General features: G+C 31.4%; 12 protein-coding genes. 1 reads left to right on the plus strand and 11 read right to left on the minus strand.

The genetic code is table 11. The annotated features are described in order from the left end of the window. Positions 1 to 13: 13 nt before the first annotated feature. The 10 genes from AXF11_RS03225 to AXF11_RS03265 form a co-directional block, all read right to left on the minus strand. Entirely contained in the window at positions 14 to 1,048 is a 1,035-nt protein-coding gene (locus AXF11_RS03225) for a sulfate ABC transporter substrate-binding protein (protein ID WP_068154873.1), read from the minus strand. Between the two features lie 16 nt (positions 1,049 to 1,064). Beyond that, positions 1,065 to 2,753: a sulfate adenylyltransferase subunit 1 gene (locus tag AXF11_RS03230; protein WP_082729369.1), complete on the minus strand. Its 1,689-nt coding sequence runs from the start codon at positions 2,751 to 2,753 to the stop codon at positions 1,065 to 1,067. Continuing rightward, positions 2,753 to 3,655 carry a sulfate adenylyltransferase subunit CysD gene (cysD, locus tag AXF11_RS03235; RefSeq protein ID WP_068154875.1) on the minus strand — a complete coding sequence of 301 codons (903 nt, stop codon included), beginning with the start codon at positions 3,653 to 3,655 and terminating at the stop codon, positions 2,753 to 2,755. The genes AXF11_RS03230 and cysD overlap by 1 nt, the downstream gene beginning before the upstream one ends. A 400-nt stretch (positions 3,656 to 4,055) precedes the next feature. Beyond that, positions 4,056 to 4,184 (minus strand): hypothetical protein, encoded by a 129-nt coding sequence (locus tag AXF11_RS11000; protein WP_257720979.1) that lies wholly within the window; start codon positions 4,182 to 4,184, stop codon positions 4,056 to 4,058. Positions 4,185 to 4,331: 147 nt separating this feature from the next. Further along, a complete protein-coding gene (locus tag AXF11_RS03240) occupies positions 4,332 to 4,658 on the minus strand; it encodes a 4Fe-4S dicluster domain-containing protein (RefSeq protein ID WP_068154877.1) in 327 nt (108 codons plus the stop codon). Then, positions 4,642 to 6,348 (minus strand): adenylyl-sulfate reductase subunit alpha, encoded by a 1,707-nt coding sequence (locus AXF11_RS03245; protein ID WP_231724756.1) that lies wholly within the window; start codon positions 6,346 to 6,348, stop codon positions 4,642 to 4,644. The genes AXF11_RS03240 and AXF11_RS03245 overlap by 17 nt, the downstream gene beginning before the upstream one ends. A 24-nt stretch (positions 6,349 to 6,372) precedes the next feature. Then, the gene (locus AXF11_RS03250) at positions 6,373 to 7,437 is read right to left on the minus strand and encodes a sulfate/molybdate ABC transporter ATP-binding protein (protein ID WP_068154881.1); all 1,065 of its coding nucleotides are present in this window, start codon (positions 7,435 to 7,437) and stop codon (positions 6,373 to 6,375) included. Positions 7,438 to 7,461: 24 nt separating this feature from the next. Beyond that, positions 7,462 to 9,171 carry a nitrite/sulfite reductase gene (locus AXF11_RS03255; RefSeq protein ID WP_068158196.1) on the minus strand — a complete coding sequence of 570 codons (1,710 nt, stop codon included), beginning with the start codon at positions 9,169 to 9,171 and terminating at the stop codon, positions 7,462 to 7,464. 176 nt (positions 9,172 to 9,347) lie between these two features. Next, positions 9,348 to 10,019, minus strand: a complete 672-nt coding sequence (locus AXF11_RS03260) for a potassium channel family protein (protein WP_068154883.1) — start codon at positions 10,017 to 10,019, stop codon at positions 9,348 to 9,350. 16 nt (positions 10,020 to 10,035) lie between these two features. After that, on the minus strand, positions 10,036 to 11,376 hold the full coding sequence (locus AXF11_RS03265; RefSeq protein WP_068154885.1) for a TrkH family potassium uptake protein: 1,341 nt from the start codon (positions 11,374 to 11,376) through the stop codon (positions 10,036 to 10,038). A gap of 619 nt (positions 11,377 to 11,995) precedes the next feature. Here AXF11_RS03265 and ppc point away from each other — a divergent pair. Continuing rightward, a complete protein-coding gene (ppc, locus tag AXF11_RS03270; protein ID WP_068154887.1) occupies positions 11,996 to 14,809 on the plus strand; it encodes a phosphoenolpyruvate carboxylase in 2,814 nt (937 codons plus the stop codon). A gap of 88 nt (positions 14,810 to 14,897) precedes the next feature. On the opposite strand, the gene AXF11_RS03275 is transcribed toward ppc, so the two are convergent. Then, on the minus strand, positions 14,898 to 19,397 hold the full coding sequence (locus AXF11_RS03275) for a PolC-type DNA polymerase III (protein WP_068154889.1): 4,500 nt from the start codon (positions 19,395 to 19,397) through the stop codon (positions 14,898 to 14,900). Positions 19,398 to 19,521 lie beyond the last annotated feature (124 nt).

Consider the following 19,521-nt stretch of genomic DNA (forward strand, 5'->3'; position numbering starts at 1 on the left):
TTTAACCTATATTTTAATTTTCCATAATTTTGTCAAAAATTTTACCTTCCTCAAAAAATTTCTCATAAACTTTTTTCCATCCACCAAAATCTTTTATTGTTGTTAGTTTCACATTCAAATTAAATTTATCCTTATATTTCTCAAGTATTTCTTTATTATACGGTCTATATCCGCTTTGTGCTATAATATTTTGAGCTTTATCCGAATACAAATACTCCAAATATTTTTGGCTAATTTGAAAATTTCCATTTTTCTTTGCAATCTTATCCACTACAGCAACTGTCGGCTGAGCTAAAATACTCACAGTCGGATAAACAATCTCAAAATCATTTGGATATTCCTTCACTGTTGCAAGTGCTTCATTTTCCCAAGAAATAAGCACATCTCCTTGTCCATTTTCCACAAAAGTCGTAGTTGCAGCTCTAGCCCCAGAATCCATAACCGCTACATTTTTATAAAATTTTTTCACAAATTCAATGATTTTATTCTCATTATTTCCAAATTTTTTTATTCCATAAGACCAAGCCGCTAAAAAATTCCAACAGGCCCCTCCGCTGCTTTTTGGATCTGGAGTTATCACTTTTACTCCATTTTTTGTCAAATCTTCCCAATCTTTTATATTTTTAGGATTTTTACGTCGAACGAGAAACACAATTGTCGAAGTGTATGGCGAAGAATTTCCTGGAAAATTATTTATCCAGTTTTTTTTCAACAAATCAACTTTTTCCAAAAGCGAAACATCATTTTCTAGCGCCAAAGTTACGACATCCGCATCAAGGCCTTCTATTACAGAACGAGCTTGAGAACCCGATCCACCGTGAGATTGCACAATGTTTACATCTTTTCCATATGTCTTTTTATAATATTTTGAAAATTCCTTATTATATTTTTCGTATAATTCACGAGTTGGATCATAGGATACATTTGTAATTTCTATTTGAGATTTTTTATTTTTAATTTTAGCATTTTGTCTTACAATTCCAATTGTATATAAAATTATTGCTGCAAAAATAAGAATTATTGGTATTTTAAAATTTTTTATTCCCATTTTTCCCCCTTTTGTGCTATATCACATAAGAGTAATCGGTGCTCACAACTCTTCTATAAGTTTCAAATTTTGCCCATTTATTATGAATTTCAGAAATATTTTTATTTTTTTGCCAGTCTTCTAAAAAGTCTTGCATACCCTGTTTTTTATTGATATTTAGTGCACATCCTCCCGTATCAACAAGCGGAAGTCCTGTGTAATGATAATCAGAAAGTTTAATTATATCAAAAATTTTATAATTTCTCACAAGCACTGCTGCTCCATCTTCAACTGAAATAATGTCAAAATATTCTGGATATTCAAAACTATCCCCTTTTCCAGTAATTTTGTCATCCACAAAATAAGTTTTTTTATTTTCTTCAGATTTAGAAAGTCTTGCGTTTTTTAAGTCAAAATACATTTCTTCAAAAATATAACCATTTTTTATAACTATGTCATCTTTTTGAAAATACGGTATTTCTTCGCTAACTTTCACATTTTCCACAACTCCAGCGGCAGCCGTCTGATGTGACAATCTATCAATTAAGATAAGTTCCCCCAAAATCTTATTTTTCTTAAATTTATCAACTATTACTTTATCTGAAAATGCTATTTCACAAAGTGCAATTTCATTTTTAGTTATCGAATCTGCTTTTATCTTTTCTCCAGTATTTACATCAATTTGATATTCAACTTTTTTAATTATCGCAGGAATTTTTTTAGTTCCAATTTTTGCCAAATACTCTTTTCCAACTGTCAATTTGTTGTCGTCCGTCCAAAGCAACGTCGCACTTATATTTTTTGCTGCAAAAAGTTCATTATTATCAGTTATAACTGAACCACGGCTCACATCAACTTCCCTATCCAGCTGAATAGTTACCGCTTGTCCTACAAAAGCGCTATCTACAGTTTTATCTCCATTCAAAATTGATTTTACAACGGCAGTTTCATTACTTGGCAGCACAGTTACAGTTTGTCCAACTTTCACTTCACCGCTCTCAATTTGCCCTTGAAATCCTCTAAACTTATGATTTGGTCGGCAAACTCTTTGGATTGGCACATAAAAAGATGAATTTTTATCTTCGCTTGTAACATCGACTGTTTCTAAATATTCAAGAACACTCTCACCTTTGTACCATTCCATATTTTGGGATTTCGTTGTAACATTATCCCCTTCAGTTGCACTCACAGGTATAATTTTAATATTTTCTAAATTAAGTTCTCTTGCAAGCTCATCAATCTGTGCCACAATTTTGTCAAATTTTTCTTTGCTATAATTTGCCAAATCCATTTTATTTACTGCAAAAACAAAATATTTAATTCCAACTAAAGAACAAATTCTAGCGTGTCTTCTAGTTTGAATTAAAACTCCTTTTGTGGCATCTAAAAGTAAAATTGCAACTTGTGCAAAAGATGCTCCAACAGCCATATTTCTAGTATATTCCTCATGACCAGGAGTATCTGCCACGATAAAACTTCTCTTATCTGTCGTAAAATAACGATAAGCCACATCTATCGTTATCCCTTGCTCTCTTTCTGCAATAAGTCCGTCTAAAAGCAATGAATAATCAATTGCGCCGCCTCTTGAACCAACTTTACTGTCCAAAATAAGCGCTTCTTCCTGATCCGCATAAAGTAATTTGGAGTTGTATAAAATATTTCCAATTAAAGTGGATTTTCCGTCATCCACACTTCCGCAAGTTATAAATTTTAATAATTTTGCCATTAAAAATACCCCTCCCTTTTTCTTTTTTCCATGCTTCCAGTACCGTTATCACTGTCAATGACACGGCTTGTACGCTCTGATTCCACCGAACTTAATGTTTCATCTATTATTTCTTCCAAAGTTACAGCATTTGATTCAACAGCACCTGAAAGTGGGTAATCTCCAAGTGTTCTAAATCTCACCATTTTCATTTCAGGAACTTCTCCGTCATTTAATCTCATACGTTCGTCATCCACCATAATTAAATTTGTTCCTCTTTTTACAACAGGTCTTTTCTTTGCTGAATAAAGCGAAACTATCGGTATATTTTCTCTTTTTATGTATTCCCAAATGTCTTTTTCAGTCCAATTTGAAATTGGAAAAACACGGATACTTTCTCCTTTATTTATTTCCGTATTGTAAAGTTTCCACATCTCAGGTCTTTGATTTTTTGGATCCCAAGCCTGATTTGAATTTCTAAATGAAAAAATTCTCTCTTTTGCACGACTCTTTTCTTCATCTCTTCTTCCACCACCAAATGCGGCAGTAAATCCATATTTATTAAGCGCTTGTTTTAACGCCTGAGTTTTCATTATATCCGTAAAAGACGAACCGTGGTCAAAAGGATTGATATTTTTTTCAACTCCTTCAGGATTAATGTATTCAAGCATCTCAATCCCCAACTCTTTTGCCCTCCTATCTCGAAACTCTATCATCTCTCGAAATTTCCAAGTCGTGTTTACATGTAAAAATGGAAATGGCGGTTTTTCTGGATAAAATGCCTTCATTGCCAAATGCAACATAACAGAACTGTCTTTTCCAATTGAGTAAAGCATAACTGGATTTTCACATTCTGCCGCTACTTCTCTTATGATATATATCGCTTCTGCTTCTAATTCATCTAAATGAGATAATTCTTTCATATTTTACTCTCCCTTTCTCTTTTTTTTACTGCAAATAAATAATTTATCTTTATTTTTTATTTTTCATAGCTCATTATCGCATATAATATTTGTATATTCAATTGTATATACAAACTAATTAGAGATAATTTTAATTTGATTTTCAAAATTATTTTAAGATATCTTATATCAAAATCATAATTTGTTATTTTTAAGAATAAAAATTAAATTATACTATTACCCATTTAAAAAGCGAAAATTATATTTTAATTATTTAGAAATATTAGGTCTTTTTTCCTCGTTGAAAAAATTTTAATAAATTCGTTATTCAAATGAGATTTAGTATTAATAAAAAAAGACCGGTTAATACTATATTTAACCTAATCTTTTTACAAAATAATTAAAATTTTAATGATAACTTTTATTTTTCATAATTGTGGTCATATCTTATACACGCTGTTCTCGAACCCATTTCACATAAATATCCATCGCAACCAACTAGTGACATTACTACTACGACAATAACCACTAACTTAAATAATTTTAACATTTTTATTCCCCCCTTGAAAAATATAAAACGCTCAATTTGTTTTAATTATATCATTTTAAAATTATATTTTTATTATTTTTTAATTTTTTATTAATTATAAATCAAAAAAAATTTTATTATTCAAAATCATTTAAAAAATTATATTTTCTAATATTTATTTGCATCTTTTCTATTGATGTCAATCACTTGAGTTGTACCGTCTCTTTTTTCGATTATCCAGCTCAAAATATCGCCTTTTTCCTTTGTTACCATTGTACTTCCATTTCCTCCGATATCAGCTCCTAAAAAAAATGAAATTGCTTGTACTGGACATTCTTTTACGCATGAAACGCAGCCCCAGCAGTCTTTTGGATATTTCATAACCGCTTTTTTCCTGTCCATTTTTAAATCAGTCATTTCTATCAAAGTTCCTGGACAGACTTGTGTGCATTTTGTGCATCCTATACATTTTAATGGATCAATTACTATGCTCATAGAAATCCTCCTTCACTATTTCTCTTGTAAAAACTTCCAACTTATCATTTATCAATTTTGAATTAACATACTTAAAAAATTTCTCGTCCGTTTTTGGATGATCCAAATTTTCATTAAATGTATGCCATCTCGTCTCTTTTCGGTAAAGCAAATGTGCAATTAACGATTTACAAACTAAAAGTCTATCTTTTAATTCATATGCAAACATCAAATCATGCATATCTTCCGCTTTTACACCTTTTGAAAGTTCGATTAGCTGAGAAATTTTTTCATCTGCCAATTTTAACTGTTTTTCATTAAACTGATAATTCGTAGAAATTCCTCCAGCGTATTCGTCCATCACCTTTTGCATTCCCTCTTCCAAATCTTCTATTGAAAATTCATTTGTCTTATTTTTCTCAAAATTTAAAATATTTTCATATTCTTTTATTATTTTTTCAGATTGTTCAGAAAAATTTTGATTTTCTTTATTTTTTTCATTTTTTCTATTTTCCAATTTTATTTTTGAAATTACGTCAAGTGCAGCGATTTCCCCTTCTGCCAACGCTCCTGTGACATATTTTTGTGGAAAACCACCAGCTACATCTCCTGCTGCATAAAGTCCTTTTACAGTTGTCTCTCTATTCGTATTTATCCAAAAACCACTTGCTGTGTGTCCTCCAACTATGTAAGGCTCTGTTCCTTGAATTTCCACATCCTGCTCATTTGGATTTTTTCCACTCTCTATCCATTTAAGCGTCTGACTTGGCGCCATATTTAAATACGCTTTTAACAAACTTTCACTCTCTTCGTCAGTAATTCCACTCGTCTTTAAATAACATGGACCATTTCCCAGCTGATTTTCCTTAACTGTCCCATAAACCCTCTCACTTGTTGTAATCCCATATTTATCTTCATACACAAAACCTCTTGAATTTACTTGTTTTGCTCCAACTCCCTGTGCAATCGTTCCAGTTGGTGCAATCGTGTCTTTACATCTAAGCGCGATAAACCTCATCTCAAAAGTTGTCATCTCTGCTCCAGCTTTTATTCCCATCGCATACCCCGCACCTGTATTAAATGGTGGATACCACATTTTATGTCTGGAAAAGCCAGGATTATTTGGTTTATAAAGTCCAGAGGCCCCTCCTGTCGCAACAATCACTTTTTTTGCTAAAATTTTATAAGCTACCTTTTCTTTTATGGAAAAACCTACCGCTCCTTTAATTTTGCCATTTTCTGTGATTAAGTCTGTTATATTTACAGTATTTAACACTTTCACATTTTTAGACTTTTTCACAGCATTGGCAAGTATCGGTTTAAAATTTTCTCCATTTATTTTAATATTTCTATTTCCACGGTTGACATATTCCCCATTTTCATCTTTCAAAATTACAAGTCCTAATTTTTCAACCTCAGCCGTAATTTCGTTAAATCTATTTGCAGCGGTTAAAACCAAATCTTTTCTCACAATTCCATTTGCATCTTTTATCGTGTAATCTACATAATCTTGCGGAACTCTTCCTTTCACATTATACGCATTAATGGCATTGATTCCAGCTGCAAGACAGCCACTTCTCTTAATGTTAGCTTTTTCCACGACAAGTACTGATAAATTAGAGTTTTTGCTAATTGTTACAGCCGCATAGCAACCAGCTGTTCCACCTCCAATAATTAGCACATCCGTTTCAAGTTCTTTTACTTTTAGCACATTAAATCTCCTTTTTATAAGTTTTTAAATTACAACATCATTCTGATTTCGAGTATTTGCATTTTCCACAATTTTCACTTTTTCGTCGCCATCAAAAACAAAAGCACGATAAATATACACGTTTACATCTTCATTAACTGTAACCACTGGTTCTTCAACTTTTCTATTCCCTTTTATCAAAATGCCATTAACTCTGACCCCAACTTCTACTTCTTTTCCACGAAAAAGTGTATATTCCACAACCCCTTTTTCAGTCGAAGCCGAATATCTAAACTGTTCCCCATTTTTTATGATCGTAACATTTTCCGCTCTAATTATCGCTTTTGAATTATTTTCCAAATGTTCAAATCCTTTAAATTTATTTATACTCTCAAGCTCAATTGGATTTCCCATAAATTTTGCCACAAATGCAGTTTTTGGATTACTGTAAATTTCTTTGGGAGAACCCACTTGCTCAATTCTCCCTTTATTTGTAACAATTATTTCATCGGCAACTTCTATCGCTTCATCTTGGTCGTGCGTCACAAAAATACTCGTAATTCCAACTTTGTCAATAGTTTTGCGAAGCCAGTTTCTAAGTTCCTGTCTAACTTTGGCATCAATTGCAGCAAAAGGCTCATCTAACAAAAGAAGTTCTGGATTTGGTGCTAATGCCCTTGCAAAAGCCACTCTTTGTCTTTGTCCACCAGATAGCTGATTTGGATAACGATCTCCCAAATTTTCGATATTTACAAGTTTCATAAGTTTTTCAACTCTCTCTTTTATGACACTTTTTTTCTCTTTCATAATTTTTAATCCAAATGCAATGTTATCAAAAACAGTCATATACCGAAAAAGTGCATAATTTTGAAACACAAAGCCAATTCCTCTCTTGCTTGGCAAAATATCATTTACAACTTTTTTGTCAATGATTATCTCTCCCGAATCAGGTGTTTCAAGCCCCGCAATCATTCTTAAAATCGTGGATTTTCCACTTCCAGAAGGTCCTAACAATGCCACTAATTTCCCTTTTTTTATTCCTAAATTGATGTCATTTGACGCTTTGTAGTCATTGTACATCTTATTCACATTTTTTAATTCAACATACATGATTTTCCCTCCCTTTCCTTTATTCTACCAAGCCTTTTCGGCATCAATTTTACGAAATTCATTAAAATCAACATTTTCTACTTCAATTTCCTTATAATCTTCAATCAATCCAAGAAATCTATCTTCATTTGCAAATTTTTCAAATTCAATGTTTTCATTTTTTAAAATATTTGCAATATCTTCAAGAAAATATGGTATTTTATTTGCTTTTATTTCTCCCAAATTTTCATTAAGTTTAACAGTTTTTCCGCTAAATTCTCCCCTTGCATAAATTGCAAAATATTCTCCGTCTTTTTTTCTTCTTCCACTAAAACCAAGTCTGGCAATTTGTGGAGTTGCACAAGAATTTGGACATCCAGTAACTTTTATTTGTGGCAAATAATTTGTAAGCTCTCTTTTTTCATCATTGTCAAAAAATTCAAAAATGTAGTCCAAAATTGGCGGAGTATCCAAAATTCCAACATTACAAGTTGTACTACCAATACAAGAATATGAACTGTAAAATTCATTTCCTCCGTAATATTCGCTCATAATTTCTTTTAGTTTTAGTACATCTTCTTTTTTTAGTCCACGAACTAAAATACTTTGAAAACTTGTAAGTTTCAATTCAACTTTGTAATCCAAATTTTTTACAAATTCAATTAATTTTTCTCCATCTTCCTTATAAATATTTCCTCTCGCAGGTCTTAAATAATATCCGTATTCTCCTTTATACTTTCCTGCCACGATATTTTTTTCATTTTTCAAAAATTCATCGTTTTTAATACTTTCATCTGTATTTTCTTCGCTAGAAAATATTTCTATTCTTTTTGCTCTCTTTTCTTTATCCAAAATTTCTCTTTCTTCAAGTAATTTTCTCGTATAAATTTTAAGGCTGTCTCCTTTTTCTGCATAAAAATTAGAAATATATTCGTTACACAATTCCAAGAATTTTTCTTCTCCCAAATTTAGCAAAATATAACGAAGTCTTGCTCTAGCACGAATTTTACGATTTCCATGATCATTAAACAAATTTCTAATTGCGTGAATGTAATACAAAAATTCGTCTTCTTCAATAAATTCTCTTAAAACAATCGCATTAGTTGAAATCGGTCCAATTCCTCCGCCGACATACACTCGAAATCCTTTTTTCCCGTCTTTAATAACCGCTTGAAATCCAATGTCATTTATTTTCACATAAAGTGAATTTGCTTCTTTATTTGAAAAAGCAATTTTATATTTTCTTGGCAAATGCATAAATTCACGACCATTTAAAATATAGTCTGTAACAATTCTCGCATGAGGCGAAACATCGAAAACTTCTTCTTCAAATCCAGTTGTCTCAGGAGTAATTACAGCTCTGGTTGAATCTCCACAAGTTGCTTTTGTAAAAAAACCTCTTTTTGAAATAATTTCCAAAACTTTGGGTAAATTTTCTTTTTTCATTCCGTGTAACTGAAAATCTTGTCTAGTCGTAAGATGAAGTCTACCATCACAATATTTTTGCACAACATCAAGCAAATACTCAAAATCTTCAATGTCTATTTTACTTTCAAAAAAACGAGGTCTTGTCATATAAGTCCCTTTAATTCTACCTTCGGTATAAAGTGCAAACGAAGTCCTAAGCTTATTCCACTCCTTTTCTTTTTCCTTGTCCACAAAAGATTCCTGAGTCAGATTTAAAATAAAATCCAACTCTTTAATTTCCCTCTCTTTTTGATAATTTTCAACTTCCTTAAAATCATTCAATTTCATATTTTTCCCTCCAAAAATTATTTTATATTTTATTTTATATTCAATAAAAAACATATTCATCCACAATTATTTTTTATTTATTATATACTTTTTTACACTATTTTATAATTGTATATACAAAAATAAAACTCTATTTTAAATTTTTATAAACTGTTTGTCAAAGTTTTGTTTAAGCTCTAATTTTCCAGATACTCCTTATTAAACTGTATCATTTTTTCAACATTTACAACAACCAAAAGCATGTCATTTTCTAAAATTTTTTCATCTGGAGAAAGTGATATTCTAAGTTCTTCACCTTTTCTTTTTATCCCTATTACGTTCATTTCATATTTTTTTCTCAAATCTAACTCGACAAGACTTTTTCCTATAATTTTTTTTGGTGCTTTAAATTCAAAAATCCTATATTTTTCAGAAAATTTCAAATGCTCTGTCACATCTGGTTTTAAAAATTCAAAAGCCAATTCTCTTCCAACACTTTCATCAGGAAATACAACTTTTCTTGCTCCTATTTTTTCTAAAATTTTTCCTTCAATTTTTGTAATAGCTTTACAAATAATTGTCTTTATTCCTAGCTCCTTTAACATAACTGTAACTAATGCACTTGTTTGCAAACTTCCTTCAATGCAAATAAAAGCTACTTCAAAATCATCACTGCTCACCACTTTTTTTAGAGAATTTTCTTCTGTTACATCAAAAGAAACCGCTTCTCCAACAATTCCGTCATCTATTATCTGCTGTGTAAGTTCTTCATTTTTATCAATTACAAGCACAGTTTCGTTGTGACTATATAGTGTCTTTGCAACACTTCTTCCAAATTTTCCCGCTCCTATAACTAAATATCCTGCCATTTTTTCCTCCTAAAAATTATCCTATTAAAATATTTTCCTGTGGATAAGTGTAACGTCCTTTTTTTAAATTTGACTTCGATAATGCCAAAGCAATTGTAAGTGGACCAACTCTTCCAACAAACATCGTAACTATAAGTATAAATTTTGAAATGTCCGCAAGGCTTGGAGTCAAATTTCTTGAAAGTCCGACCGTTCCAAACGCTGAAAACACTTCAAAAACCAAATCCAAAAGATTCTTATTCCTTTCAAATAAAATCAATAAAAATACACAAATTGTCGTATAAATAAGTGAAATGAATAATACAGTTATTGCTTTACTGTAGATCCTCCAGCTTACGCTTCTTTTATCATATTCAATCGTATCTTTATTTTTTAATGTCGCTAAAGTTCCTAAAATTATAAGTCCAATCGTTGTAGTCTTTATTCCGCCACCAGTTGATCCAGGGGAAGCTCCAATAAACATAAGAATAACAAATAATAGTGAAGTTGACCTCTTTAGACCCAAAATTGAAATGGTATTAAATCCTGCTGTTCTCGTCGTTACACTTTGAAAAAATGATGCTTCCAATTTTTGTCCAAAAGATAAATTTCCAATTGTACTTTTATTGGAATATTCCAAAAAAAATATCGCAACCATTCCTATTATTACTAAGAAAATAGATATTTTAATACTTAATTTAGTTGTTGAAGTCAATCTTTTTTCTTTTTTCCGCAAAACATTATAACAATTTAAAATCGTTGAAAATCCAATTCCACCCAAAAATATCAGAAGCGGAATTGTCATATTTATTATAAAACTATTTTTAAATCCGTATAAATTATCTGAAAATAGTGAAAATCCCGCATTACAGAAAGCCGAAACAGAATGAAAGAAAGAATAATAAACTGCTTTTAAAAAACCAAATTTTTTTATAAATTCAAAAAATAAAATAACAGTTCCGATAAATTCAATGACAATTACAGACAAAATAACTTTTTTCACATATTCTTCGATTTTAAAAGTCGTGTCAATATTTATATCTTCCTGAACGATTTTTTTCGTGTAATACCCAATTTTTTTGGAAATCATAATGATTATAACTGAGGTGAATGTTATAACTCCAAGCCCTCCAAGCTGGATCAATACTAAAATCACCATTTGCCCAAAAATATTATAAACACTGCCTATATCAATACTGGAAAGCCCTGTCACACAAATAGCTGAAGTTGCTATAAAAAATCCGTCAATCAATTTCACACTTTTACCATACCTCATAGAAATTGGCAAAGACAACAAAATCCCACCTAAAATTGTAACTACCATAAATGAGAGCAATATTGTCATATATGGCGAAAAAGATTTATTTTTTAAAAACATTTTATTTTCCTCCATTCATTCACTTTTTACTTTTCTAAAATAAATTTATCACATTCATTTTTTTTTGTCAATAAAAGTAAAATATTTAGATGGTTTAAAAATTTTAGGGGCAGATTTTTTAATTTCAAATTTTTTAGCTTATTTTTGATTACAAGATGTTATTTTGTTTAATATTATTTTTTTATTTTTTTACATAAGGGGAAAGGACCGCCATTTCCCCTTATAATCCCCACGCTCGTCTAAGCATTTTTTTGAAGCAAAGCCGAAACTCGCACTAAACGTGCTCAAACAGTCGTCTTTACTCCAAAAAAATCACGACACCTTTTGTATAATAGTAAAATTTAAACCGTCGGAGCATTTTTATGTGCTGACAAAACTGCCCCGCCGTAAGCGAGTTTTTTGGCAGTGCATAAAAATGTCTTGAGCCTTGCCGGGGTGCAGGGGTGCGGCGATGAGCACTTCTACTTAAAAAATAAAAAAATATACTAAATAAAAGAACATCTCGTAATCAAAACAAATATTAAAAAAAAGATTTCTCTTAAAATTGTATTTTAATTCTAAATGTGATAAAATGAATTATAAAAAACTACAACTATAATTACAAAGGAGAGTAAAAATTATGAGTTTAAAAAATTTGCCAATAACTCCGCTTTTATCGGTACAGCTCGATGAACAGCAAGAGGCTTTGTTTGCAAATAATGAATTATTAGCTAACCTTTTGGGAGAAACTATATTCAATTACGCTGGACTGCATATTTATCAGACTACTGAAAATCTTACATCAGCCTCGAAAAATTACTATAAAACACTTAAACATGAAGCTAGGGAAAACTTATCTTCATTTTGCTCTGATTTAACTGATAGTGAGATTTTGCGTGTGATTAGAAGTTTTTCTATTGCAGCGGCACTGGCTAATATTGCAGAAGATGTATATCAAACGCACCAGCAAAGAAGAGCCCGTATTTCCAACAAATTACAAATCGGTACACTTGAAAAATCTCTGCAAAATCTAAAAACAAAAGGCATTTCTCAAGAAAAAATACTTGAAGCGATGGAAAAAGTGTCAGTTGTCCCTGTCCTAACGGCCCATCCGACACAAGTCCAAAGAAAGTCCATTTTGGATATCACAAAAAAAATAACTGATGTCTTAGATCAATATGAAAATGTAAAATTAAGACAACTTGATGAAAAAGAATGGATTGATAAATTAAACCGTGAAATTCAAATTTGGTGGCAAACTTCAATGCTAAGGGAATCTAAACTTCGTGTAACAGATGAAATCAGTAATGCTCTAAGTTATTACAACATCACATTTTTTAATGAAATTCCAAATTTAATAAATAAATTTCAAGAAATTTCACAAAAAATAGGAAATTCAACTCAAAATTCACAGTCTTTGATTCCGCTTACAATGGGAATGTGGATTGGTGGAGACAGGGATGGAAATCCTTTTGTAACAGTTGACACATTGGAAAAATCTGCTCAAGCTCAAGCAATTACATTATTTCAGCATTATTTTTCAGAAGTGGAAAAAATTTACAGAGATTTGTCAATGTCTATTACAATGACAAACGTAACAGAAGATTTACAAACTCTGGCAGACGCCTCTGGAGAAGTTTCTCCTCACCGTACAAAAGAGCCATATAGAAGAGCAATCACAACAATAAGAGATAGACTTATCGCAACCGCTTATAACTTGTGCGACAAAAACATTGATTTATTGCCACCAAAAAGAAAAAACGGAGTTGATGTGCCATACAAAAACTCTGGTGAATTTACAAAAGACTTAGTTATCGTTGCTGAATCACTTATTCGAAACAACAGTGAATTTTTAACTCACGGAACACTAAACAACTTAATTTGTGCAACTGAAATTTTTGGATTTCATCTTGCCACAATAGATTTAAGACAGGATTCAAGCATTCATGAAGTCTGTGTTGCAGAATTACTAAAAAGTGCGAATATTTTAGGAGATTATTTGAGTTTGCCAGAAGAAGCCAGATGTGAAATTCTACTTCGGGAACTGGAATACGATCCTAGAATTTTAAGCGATCCAACTATTCCACAAAGTGAACTGCTTTCTAGTGAACTTGCAATTTTTAGGAAAGCAAAATCACTCCACGAAAGATTTGGGAAAAAAATTATTGAAAAAAATCTTATCTCTCATGCCACAAGCGTGTCAGATATGCTTGAAGTAGCTATTTTATTAAAAGAAGCAAACCTTGCTAAAGGAAACGAAGGAAATGAATTTTGTGATTTATATATAGTTCCATTGTTTGAAACAGTTGAAGACTTGGAAGCCGCACCAGATATACTTAGAAAATGGTTTAGCCTTCCAATCGTTCAAAAATGGATGGAAAAAAATGGAAGAAAACAGGAAGTTATGCTGGGTTATTCCGATAGTAACAAAGATGGTGGATATTTGAGCTCCAGCTGGTCTTTATATAAAGCGCAAAAAGAACTTACAGCTGTAGGACATGAATTTGATGTACAAATTTCATTCTTCCATGGTCGTGGCGGAACTGTCGGTCGTGGTGGTGGACCAAGCTATGAAGCGATTTTAGCTCAGCCTGAAGGAAGTACAGATGGAACAATAAGACTTACAGAACAAGGAGAAGTAATAGGAGCAAAATACGGAAATCCAGACTTAGGATTTAAAAATTTGGAGGCGTTAGTTTCTGCAGCGCTTGAATCTAGTGCTTTGACAGTGGAAGATGCCGCTTGGGAAGAATACGAAAAAATTATTGAAGAAATTTCTAAATTGAGTTATGATTCTTACCGAGATTTAGTTTATAACACAGAAGGTTTTTCAGACTTTTTCTTTGAAGTAACTCCAATAAACTTTATTTCTGGTCTAAATATAGGTTCTAGACCATCATCAAGAAAGAAAAAACAGACACTTGAAAGTCTTCGTGCAATTCCTTGGGTATTCTCGTGGTCGCAAGCCAGAATTATGCTACCTGGTTGGTACGGCGTTGGAACAGCTTTTACCAAATGGATAAATGGTGATGAAAAAAAACTTGAAGTTTTACAAAAAATGTATGTTGAATGGCCATTTTTCAAATCTACAATTTCAAATGTGGATATGGTTTTATCAAAATCAGATGTATCAATCTTTGCAGAATACGTAAAACTTGCAAAAGATCAAGAAGTAGCTCAGGAAATTTTAAAAGAAATTGTAACAGAGTGGGAACTTACAATAGATGTTCTTAAAAAAATTACAAAAAACGATGTCTTATTAGCTGACAATGCAGAACTTGCAAGTAGTTTAAGAAACCGTTTGGCATATTTCGACTCAATGAACTTCTTACAGATTGAATTGATAAAAAGAGCAAGAAAATTTGAATCTATGGACGAAATTCCAAAAGAATTAAGAAAAGCGATTCACATTTCAATAAACGGACTGGCAACAGGACTTCGTAACAGTGGATAATAATAAATAATTATTTTGTAAAATAAAAAGCTGCACCTTTTATTAGATGCAGTTTTTTTCTTGATTTTAAGTTTTAGTGAAAAAATTTCTAAAATAATTTTCCTTGATTTTCTTTTTGTATTCCTTCCACGCATTCATAATCTTCCAGTATTTTTAATACGGTTTTATTTAACTTCGTTCTCTTCGTCAAATCTTCCAGAGACAAAAATGGATCTTTTTCTCGCTCTGATACAATTTTTTCAGCGACAGATTCGCCAAGTCCGTCCACCGCAATGAGCGGCAACTGAATTTTTTTATCTTCTGTTATCGTGAAAAGCTTTGCGTCGGATGTCAAAACATTTGGCTTTGCAAGTTCAATGTTACGATAATTCATTTCTATTAAAATTTCATACAAAAATAATTCCTGCTTTTGTTTTGCATTTAAATTTGGATTTGATTCCAGCTTCTTTCTTAAATTTTTTATTTTTTTTAGAGAAGGTGAATCTTCTTCTGTACCAGATTTTTTCTTTTCAAAAAACATCGCAGTCATTTTAAAATCTCCGACTTTTCTATTTAAAAAAGCTGTATAAAATTCCACAGGATAATGAACTTTAAAATATGCAATTCTCACCGCCATCATAACATACGCCACAGCGTGTCCTTTTGGAAACATGTATTTTATTTTTTCACAAGAATCTATGTACCACTGCTCGACACCTTTTTCTTTCATCAATGCTGAGTACTCTTTCCATTTATCAGGATCTTTTGTAGGTCGCCCTTTTCTCACAAATTCCATAATTTTAAAAGCTAAAGATTTATCGAGTCCGTCGTCGATAAGTTTATTCATAATGTCATCTCTCACCGTTATAATCTGGCTCAATGTTGCAACTCCACTTCTTACATAATCTTGTGCATTATTTAACCAGACATCCGTTCCGTGCGAAAGTCCCGAAATTCTAACTAATTCCGCAAATGTCTTTGGTCTTGTGTCAACTAGCATTTTTTTCACAAAAGATGTACCAAATTCTGGAATTCCTGAAGTCCCAGTTGGAGAACCTATATCATCTGGACTTACCCCAAGTGCTTCAGTGCCGCTAAAAAGGCTCATAACCCTTTTATCGTCAAGAGGAATTTTATAGATGTCCACTCCTGTCAAATCTTGTAAAATTCTAAGCGTAGTCGGATCATCATGTCCTAAAATATCCAATTTTACTAACTGTTCGTCCATCACATGATAGTCAAAATGTGTCGTTTTGAAAGTTGAATTCATGTCATTTGCAGGTCTTTGTACGGGACAAAAATCGTAAATTGACTTATCTTTTGGAACTACTATCATTCCACCGGGATGTTGTCCAGTAGTTTTTCTAGCTCCTTCACAGCCCATCGCAAGTCTTGTTACTTCAGCCTTTCTCTCCTTGATATTTTCCGTCCCTTCACTCTCTTCCAAATATTTTTTTACATAACCAAAAGCATTTTTTTCAGCTAATGTGGAAATTGTCCCAGCACGAAATACGTTTTCAGAATTTTCAGGATATTCAGAATTTTCAGGATTCTCAAAATCTTCAAAATCTATAATTTTTTCAATATCTTCAACATTTTCAATATTTTTAAGGGCATCCGAATTAAATAACCATTCAGTATATTTGTGAATTTTCCCTTGATACTCTCCAGAAAAATTTAAATCAATATCTGGTACTTTTTCTCCATTAAATCCCATAAACACTTCAAATGGTATTGCATGTCCATCTTTTATATATTTCGTACCACATTTTGGACAATTTTTATCAGGATAGTCAACTCCGTCTCCTTCTTCATTCATAAATTCAGTATGTTTACATTTTGGACATCTGTAGTGTGGATAAAGTCCATTTACTTCAGTAATTCCCATAAGGTAAGCGACAATGGACGAACCGACTGAACCACGGGAACCAACTAAATATCCTTTTCTTACCGATTTTTTAACCAATATTTGTGCAATTAAATAAAGTACGGAAAAGCCATTTCCAATAATCGAATTTAACTCTTTCTCCAGTCTTTCTTTCAAAACTTGGTCAACATCGTTACCATAAAGCTCCTCTAATTTATCATAAGTCATTTTTCTTACTAACTCTTCAGCCCCTTTTATCTTCGGTGGATAAAATCCTTCAGGAACCGGTCTTATTCCAGCATCAATCATATCAGCAATTTTATTTGTATTTTTGACAACAATTTCATTAGCAATTTCATCGCCCAAATATTTAAATTCTTCAAGCATTTCTTCAGTTGTCCTAAAATATAATTCTCTATCAAAAAATTCGTATCTTGAACCATCGACAAATTTAGTTTTTCTTAAATTTCCACTTCCCAAAAGTAAAACATTTCTGTTAATTGCTTCTCTTTTGTCCAAATAATGTACATCTCCTGTAGCAACAACTATTTTTCCCAATCTTTTCCCTAAATCATAAAAATATTTATTCATTTCTTTTATTACTTCTAAATTCTCAATTTCACTCGTATTTTTTTCTACCAGTTCATTATATGTAATTGGTGGGTGTATCTCTATATAGTCATAAAATTTTGCTTTTTCTTCAATTTCTTCTGTTTCTCCACGCAAATAAAGATTTATGAGTTCCCCTCTATTTCCATATATCCCAGTTGCTGAACTTGCAAGAAGTAAATTTTCCCTCATTTGTTTCAATAATGTTTTTGGAATTCGCGGTTTTCTCATCCCAAAGTAGTCAATGTGCGATTTGGAAATTAACTCATATAAATCCCTTAATCCTTTTTGATTTTTTACCAAAATCATCGTATTCAATATTTCAGCATTTTGAATATTTGGCTGAAGATTCATATTTATATCTTTTAGTGTCAGAATTCCTTTTGTTATAATCATATTAAAAAATTTCTGAAAAACTTCAGCAGTTGCTCTTGCATCGTCAATCGCTCTGTGATGTGATTCTAATGTTATTCCAAAATATTTAGTCAAATTTGCCAGTCCAAACCTTTGTTCCTTGGTAAGAAGCGCTCTTGCAAGTGGAAGAGTGTCAACCACGCTTGGAGAAAACTCTAAATTTTGGTCACTTGATTTTTGCTTAATAAATCCCACGTCAAATTTGGCATTATGTGCAACAACTGTGGAATCACCACAAAATTCTAAAAATTTTGGCAAAATTGTTTTGATGTCAGGAGCATCTTTTACCATTTCATCAGTAATTGAAGTAAGTTTTACAATTTCTTCAGGAATAGGAATTTTAGGATTTACAAATTCAGAAAATTCGCCAATAATCTTTTTCCCCTTCATTTTTACTGCCCCAATTTCGATTATCTTATCATTAAATGGATCAAATCCAGTAGTTTCAATATCGAATACGACATATGTTTCTTCTTCAATTCCCATATCTTTTGGATTGGTAATCATTTGAGCTTCATCATCTACAACATACGCTTCCACTCCGTAGATGATTTTAAAATTTTCATCCGCTTCTTTAAATGCAAACGGAAATGAATGTACAACTCCAAAATCCGTAACAGCGATAGCACTATGTCCAAATTCTTTCGCTCTTTTTGCATAATCTTTGATTGACATAACTCCGCTCATTTCACTCATATTTGTGTGAGCGTGAAGCTCAACTCTCTTTTTCGACGCATTGTCCTCTTTTTTTTCGTCTTTCGATTCAATCGCTTCCAAATCTTGTACTCTTATATATTTTTCACCATTATACTCTTCGTAATACCCCACTACTTTTACCCAGTCATCCACTTTAAGTATTGCAACTTGCGCTTCATCCTTTGGATTCAAAAAAATTCTGCAACCTATGGAATCATTGTAGTCAGTTACTAAAAAGTCATACATCAAAGTTTTATTTTTAGTTTCTCTAACATCAACTTTAAAAATTTTTCCTTCAATTTCAACAGCGCGGTTTTCAATTTCAAGGTCTTCCAAATCCGAAATCTGAATTTTTACAGGATTTTTTATCTTAGTTCGATTTTTTCTAAATTCACTTTTTTTAAAATTATTTTCTCCACTTGAAAAAGTTGATTTTTCATTTGTCTCAATTTTTTTTATATTTTCAGGTAAAATTTCTTCGACAAGAACATTTTTGCTTTGTCTATTGCTACCTTCGTTATTTTGAGAATTTTTCCCCACAATTTCTATTTTAAGATCCTTTTTTAACACTTTAGAAATTCTCTTTCCTAAATTTCTAAAAAGTTTTTCTTTCTGCATTTCCTTTGCAGCCTCCAACGAAGAAACTTCCAAATAAATTATGTCTTCCAAAATTTCAATTTCATAATTTGTCAAATACATCACATATTTATTTTTCTCTGTTTTTTTGTATTCAATAACAAAAGTAATAAATCCTTTTACATCATTAAGAATAAGTTCATCATTCACATCAAATTTAACTTCAATTCTTGTATTTTTATCTTTTTTACGAATTAAACTTTTCAATCTTGAAATTTCTTCAATCGCAGCACTGTAATCATTTATGACAATACTGACAATAGATTTTTTCTCAAGCGCAAATAGACTTATAAATTTTATTTCAAAACTTTTCATATTATATTTTTGTAAAAATCCATTAGATGGCTTTATTTTACGATATTTTTCTTCTTTAACACTACTATCCATTTCATCCCCTTAATTTTTTATGCTTTACTTCATTATACAATTTTAAAAAAAATTTTACAACGAAATTTTTGATTTCTTTTTTCAAAAAATATGTTATAATTTTAATGAATATATAAAGAATGGA

Source organism: Leptotrichia sp. oral taxon 847 (assembly GCF_001553645.1).
Lineage (GTDB): Bacteria > Fusobacteriota > Fusobacteriia > Fusobacteriales > Leptotrichiaceae > Leptotrichia.

What these genes read in the sequence shown, in the direction of transcription:
- cysD (WP_068154875.1), bottom strand. Translation starts at nt 3,655, where the DNA reads ATGAAAGAATTATCTCATTTAGATGAATTAGAAGCAGAAGCGATATAT.
- AXF11_RS03260 (WP_068154883.1), bottom strand. Translation starts at nt 10,019, where the DNA reads ATGGCAGGATATTTAGTTATAGGAGCGGGAAAATTTGGAAGAAGTGTT.
- AXF11_RS03265 (WP_068154885.1), bottom strand. Translation starts at nt 11,376, where the DNA reads ATGTTTTTAAAAAATAAATCTTTTTCGCCATATATGACAATATTGCTC.
- ppc (WP_068154887.1), top strand. Translation starts at nt 11,996, where the DNA reads ATGAGTTTAAAAAATTTGCCAATAACTCCGCTTTTATCGGTACAGCTC.
- AXF11_RS03230 (WP_082729369.1), bottom strand. Translation starts at nt 2,753, where the DNA reads ATGGCAAAATTATTAAAATTTATAACTTGCGGAAGTGTGGATGACGGA.
- AXF11_RS03275 (WP_068154889.1), bottom strand. Translation starts at nt 19,397, where the DNA reads ATGGATAGTAGTGTTAAAGAAGAAAAATATCGTAAAATAAAGCCATCT.
- AXF11_RS03225 (WP_068154873.1), bottom strand. Translation starts at nt 1,048, where the DNA reads ATGGGAATAAAAAATTTTAAAATACCAATAATTCTTATTTTTGCAGCA.
- AXF11_RS03250 (WP_068154881.1), bottom strand. Translation starts at nt 7,437, where the DNA reads ATGTATGTTGAATTAAAAAATGTGAATAAGATGTACAATGACTACAAA.
- AXF11_RS03255 (WP_068158196.1), bottom strand. Translation starts at nt 9,171, where the DNA reads ATGAAATTGAATGATTTTAAGGAAGTTGAAAATTATCAAAAAGAGAGG.
- AXF11_RS11000 (WP_257720979.1), bottom strand. Translation starts at nt 4,184, where the DNA reads ATGTTAAAATTATTTAAGTTAGTGGTTATTGTCGTAGTAGTAATGTCA.
- AXF11_RS03240 (WP_068154877.1), bottom strand. Translation starts at nt 4,658, where the DNA reads ATGAGCATAGTAATTGATCCATTAAAATGTATAGGATGCACAAAATGC.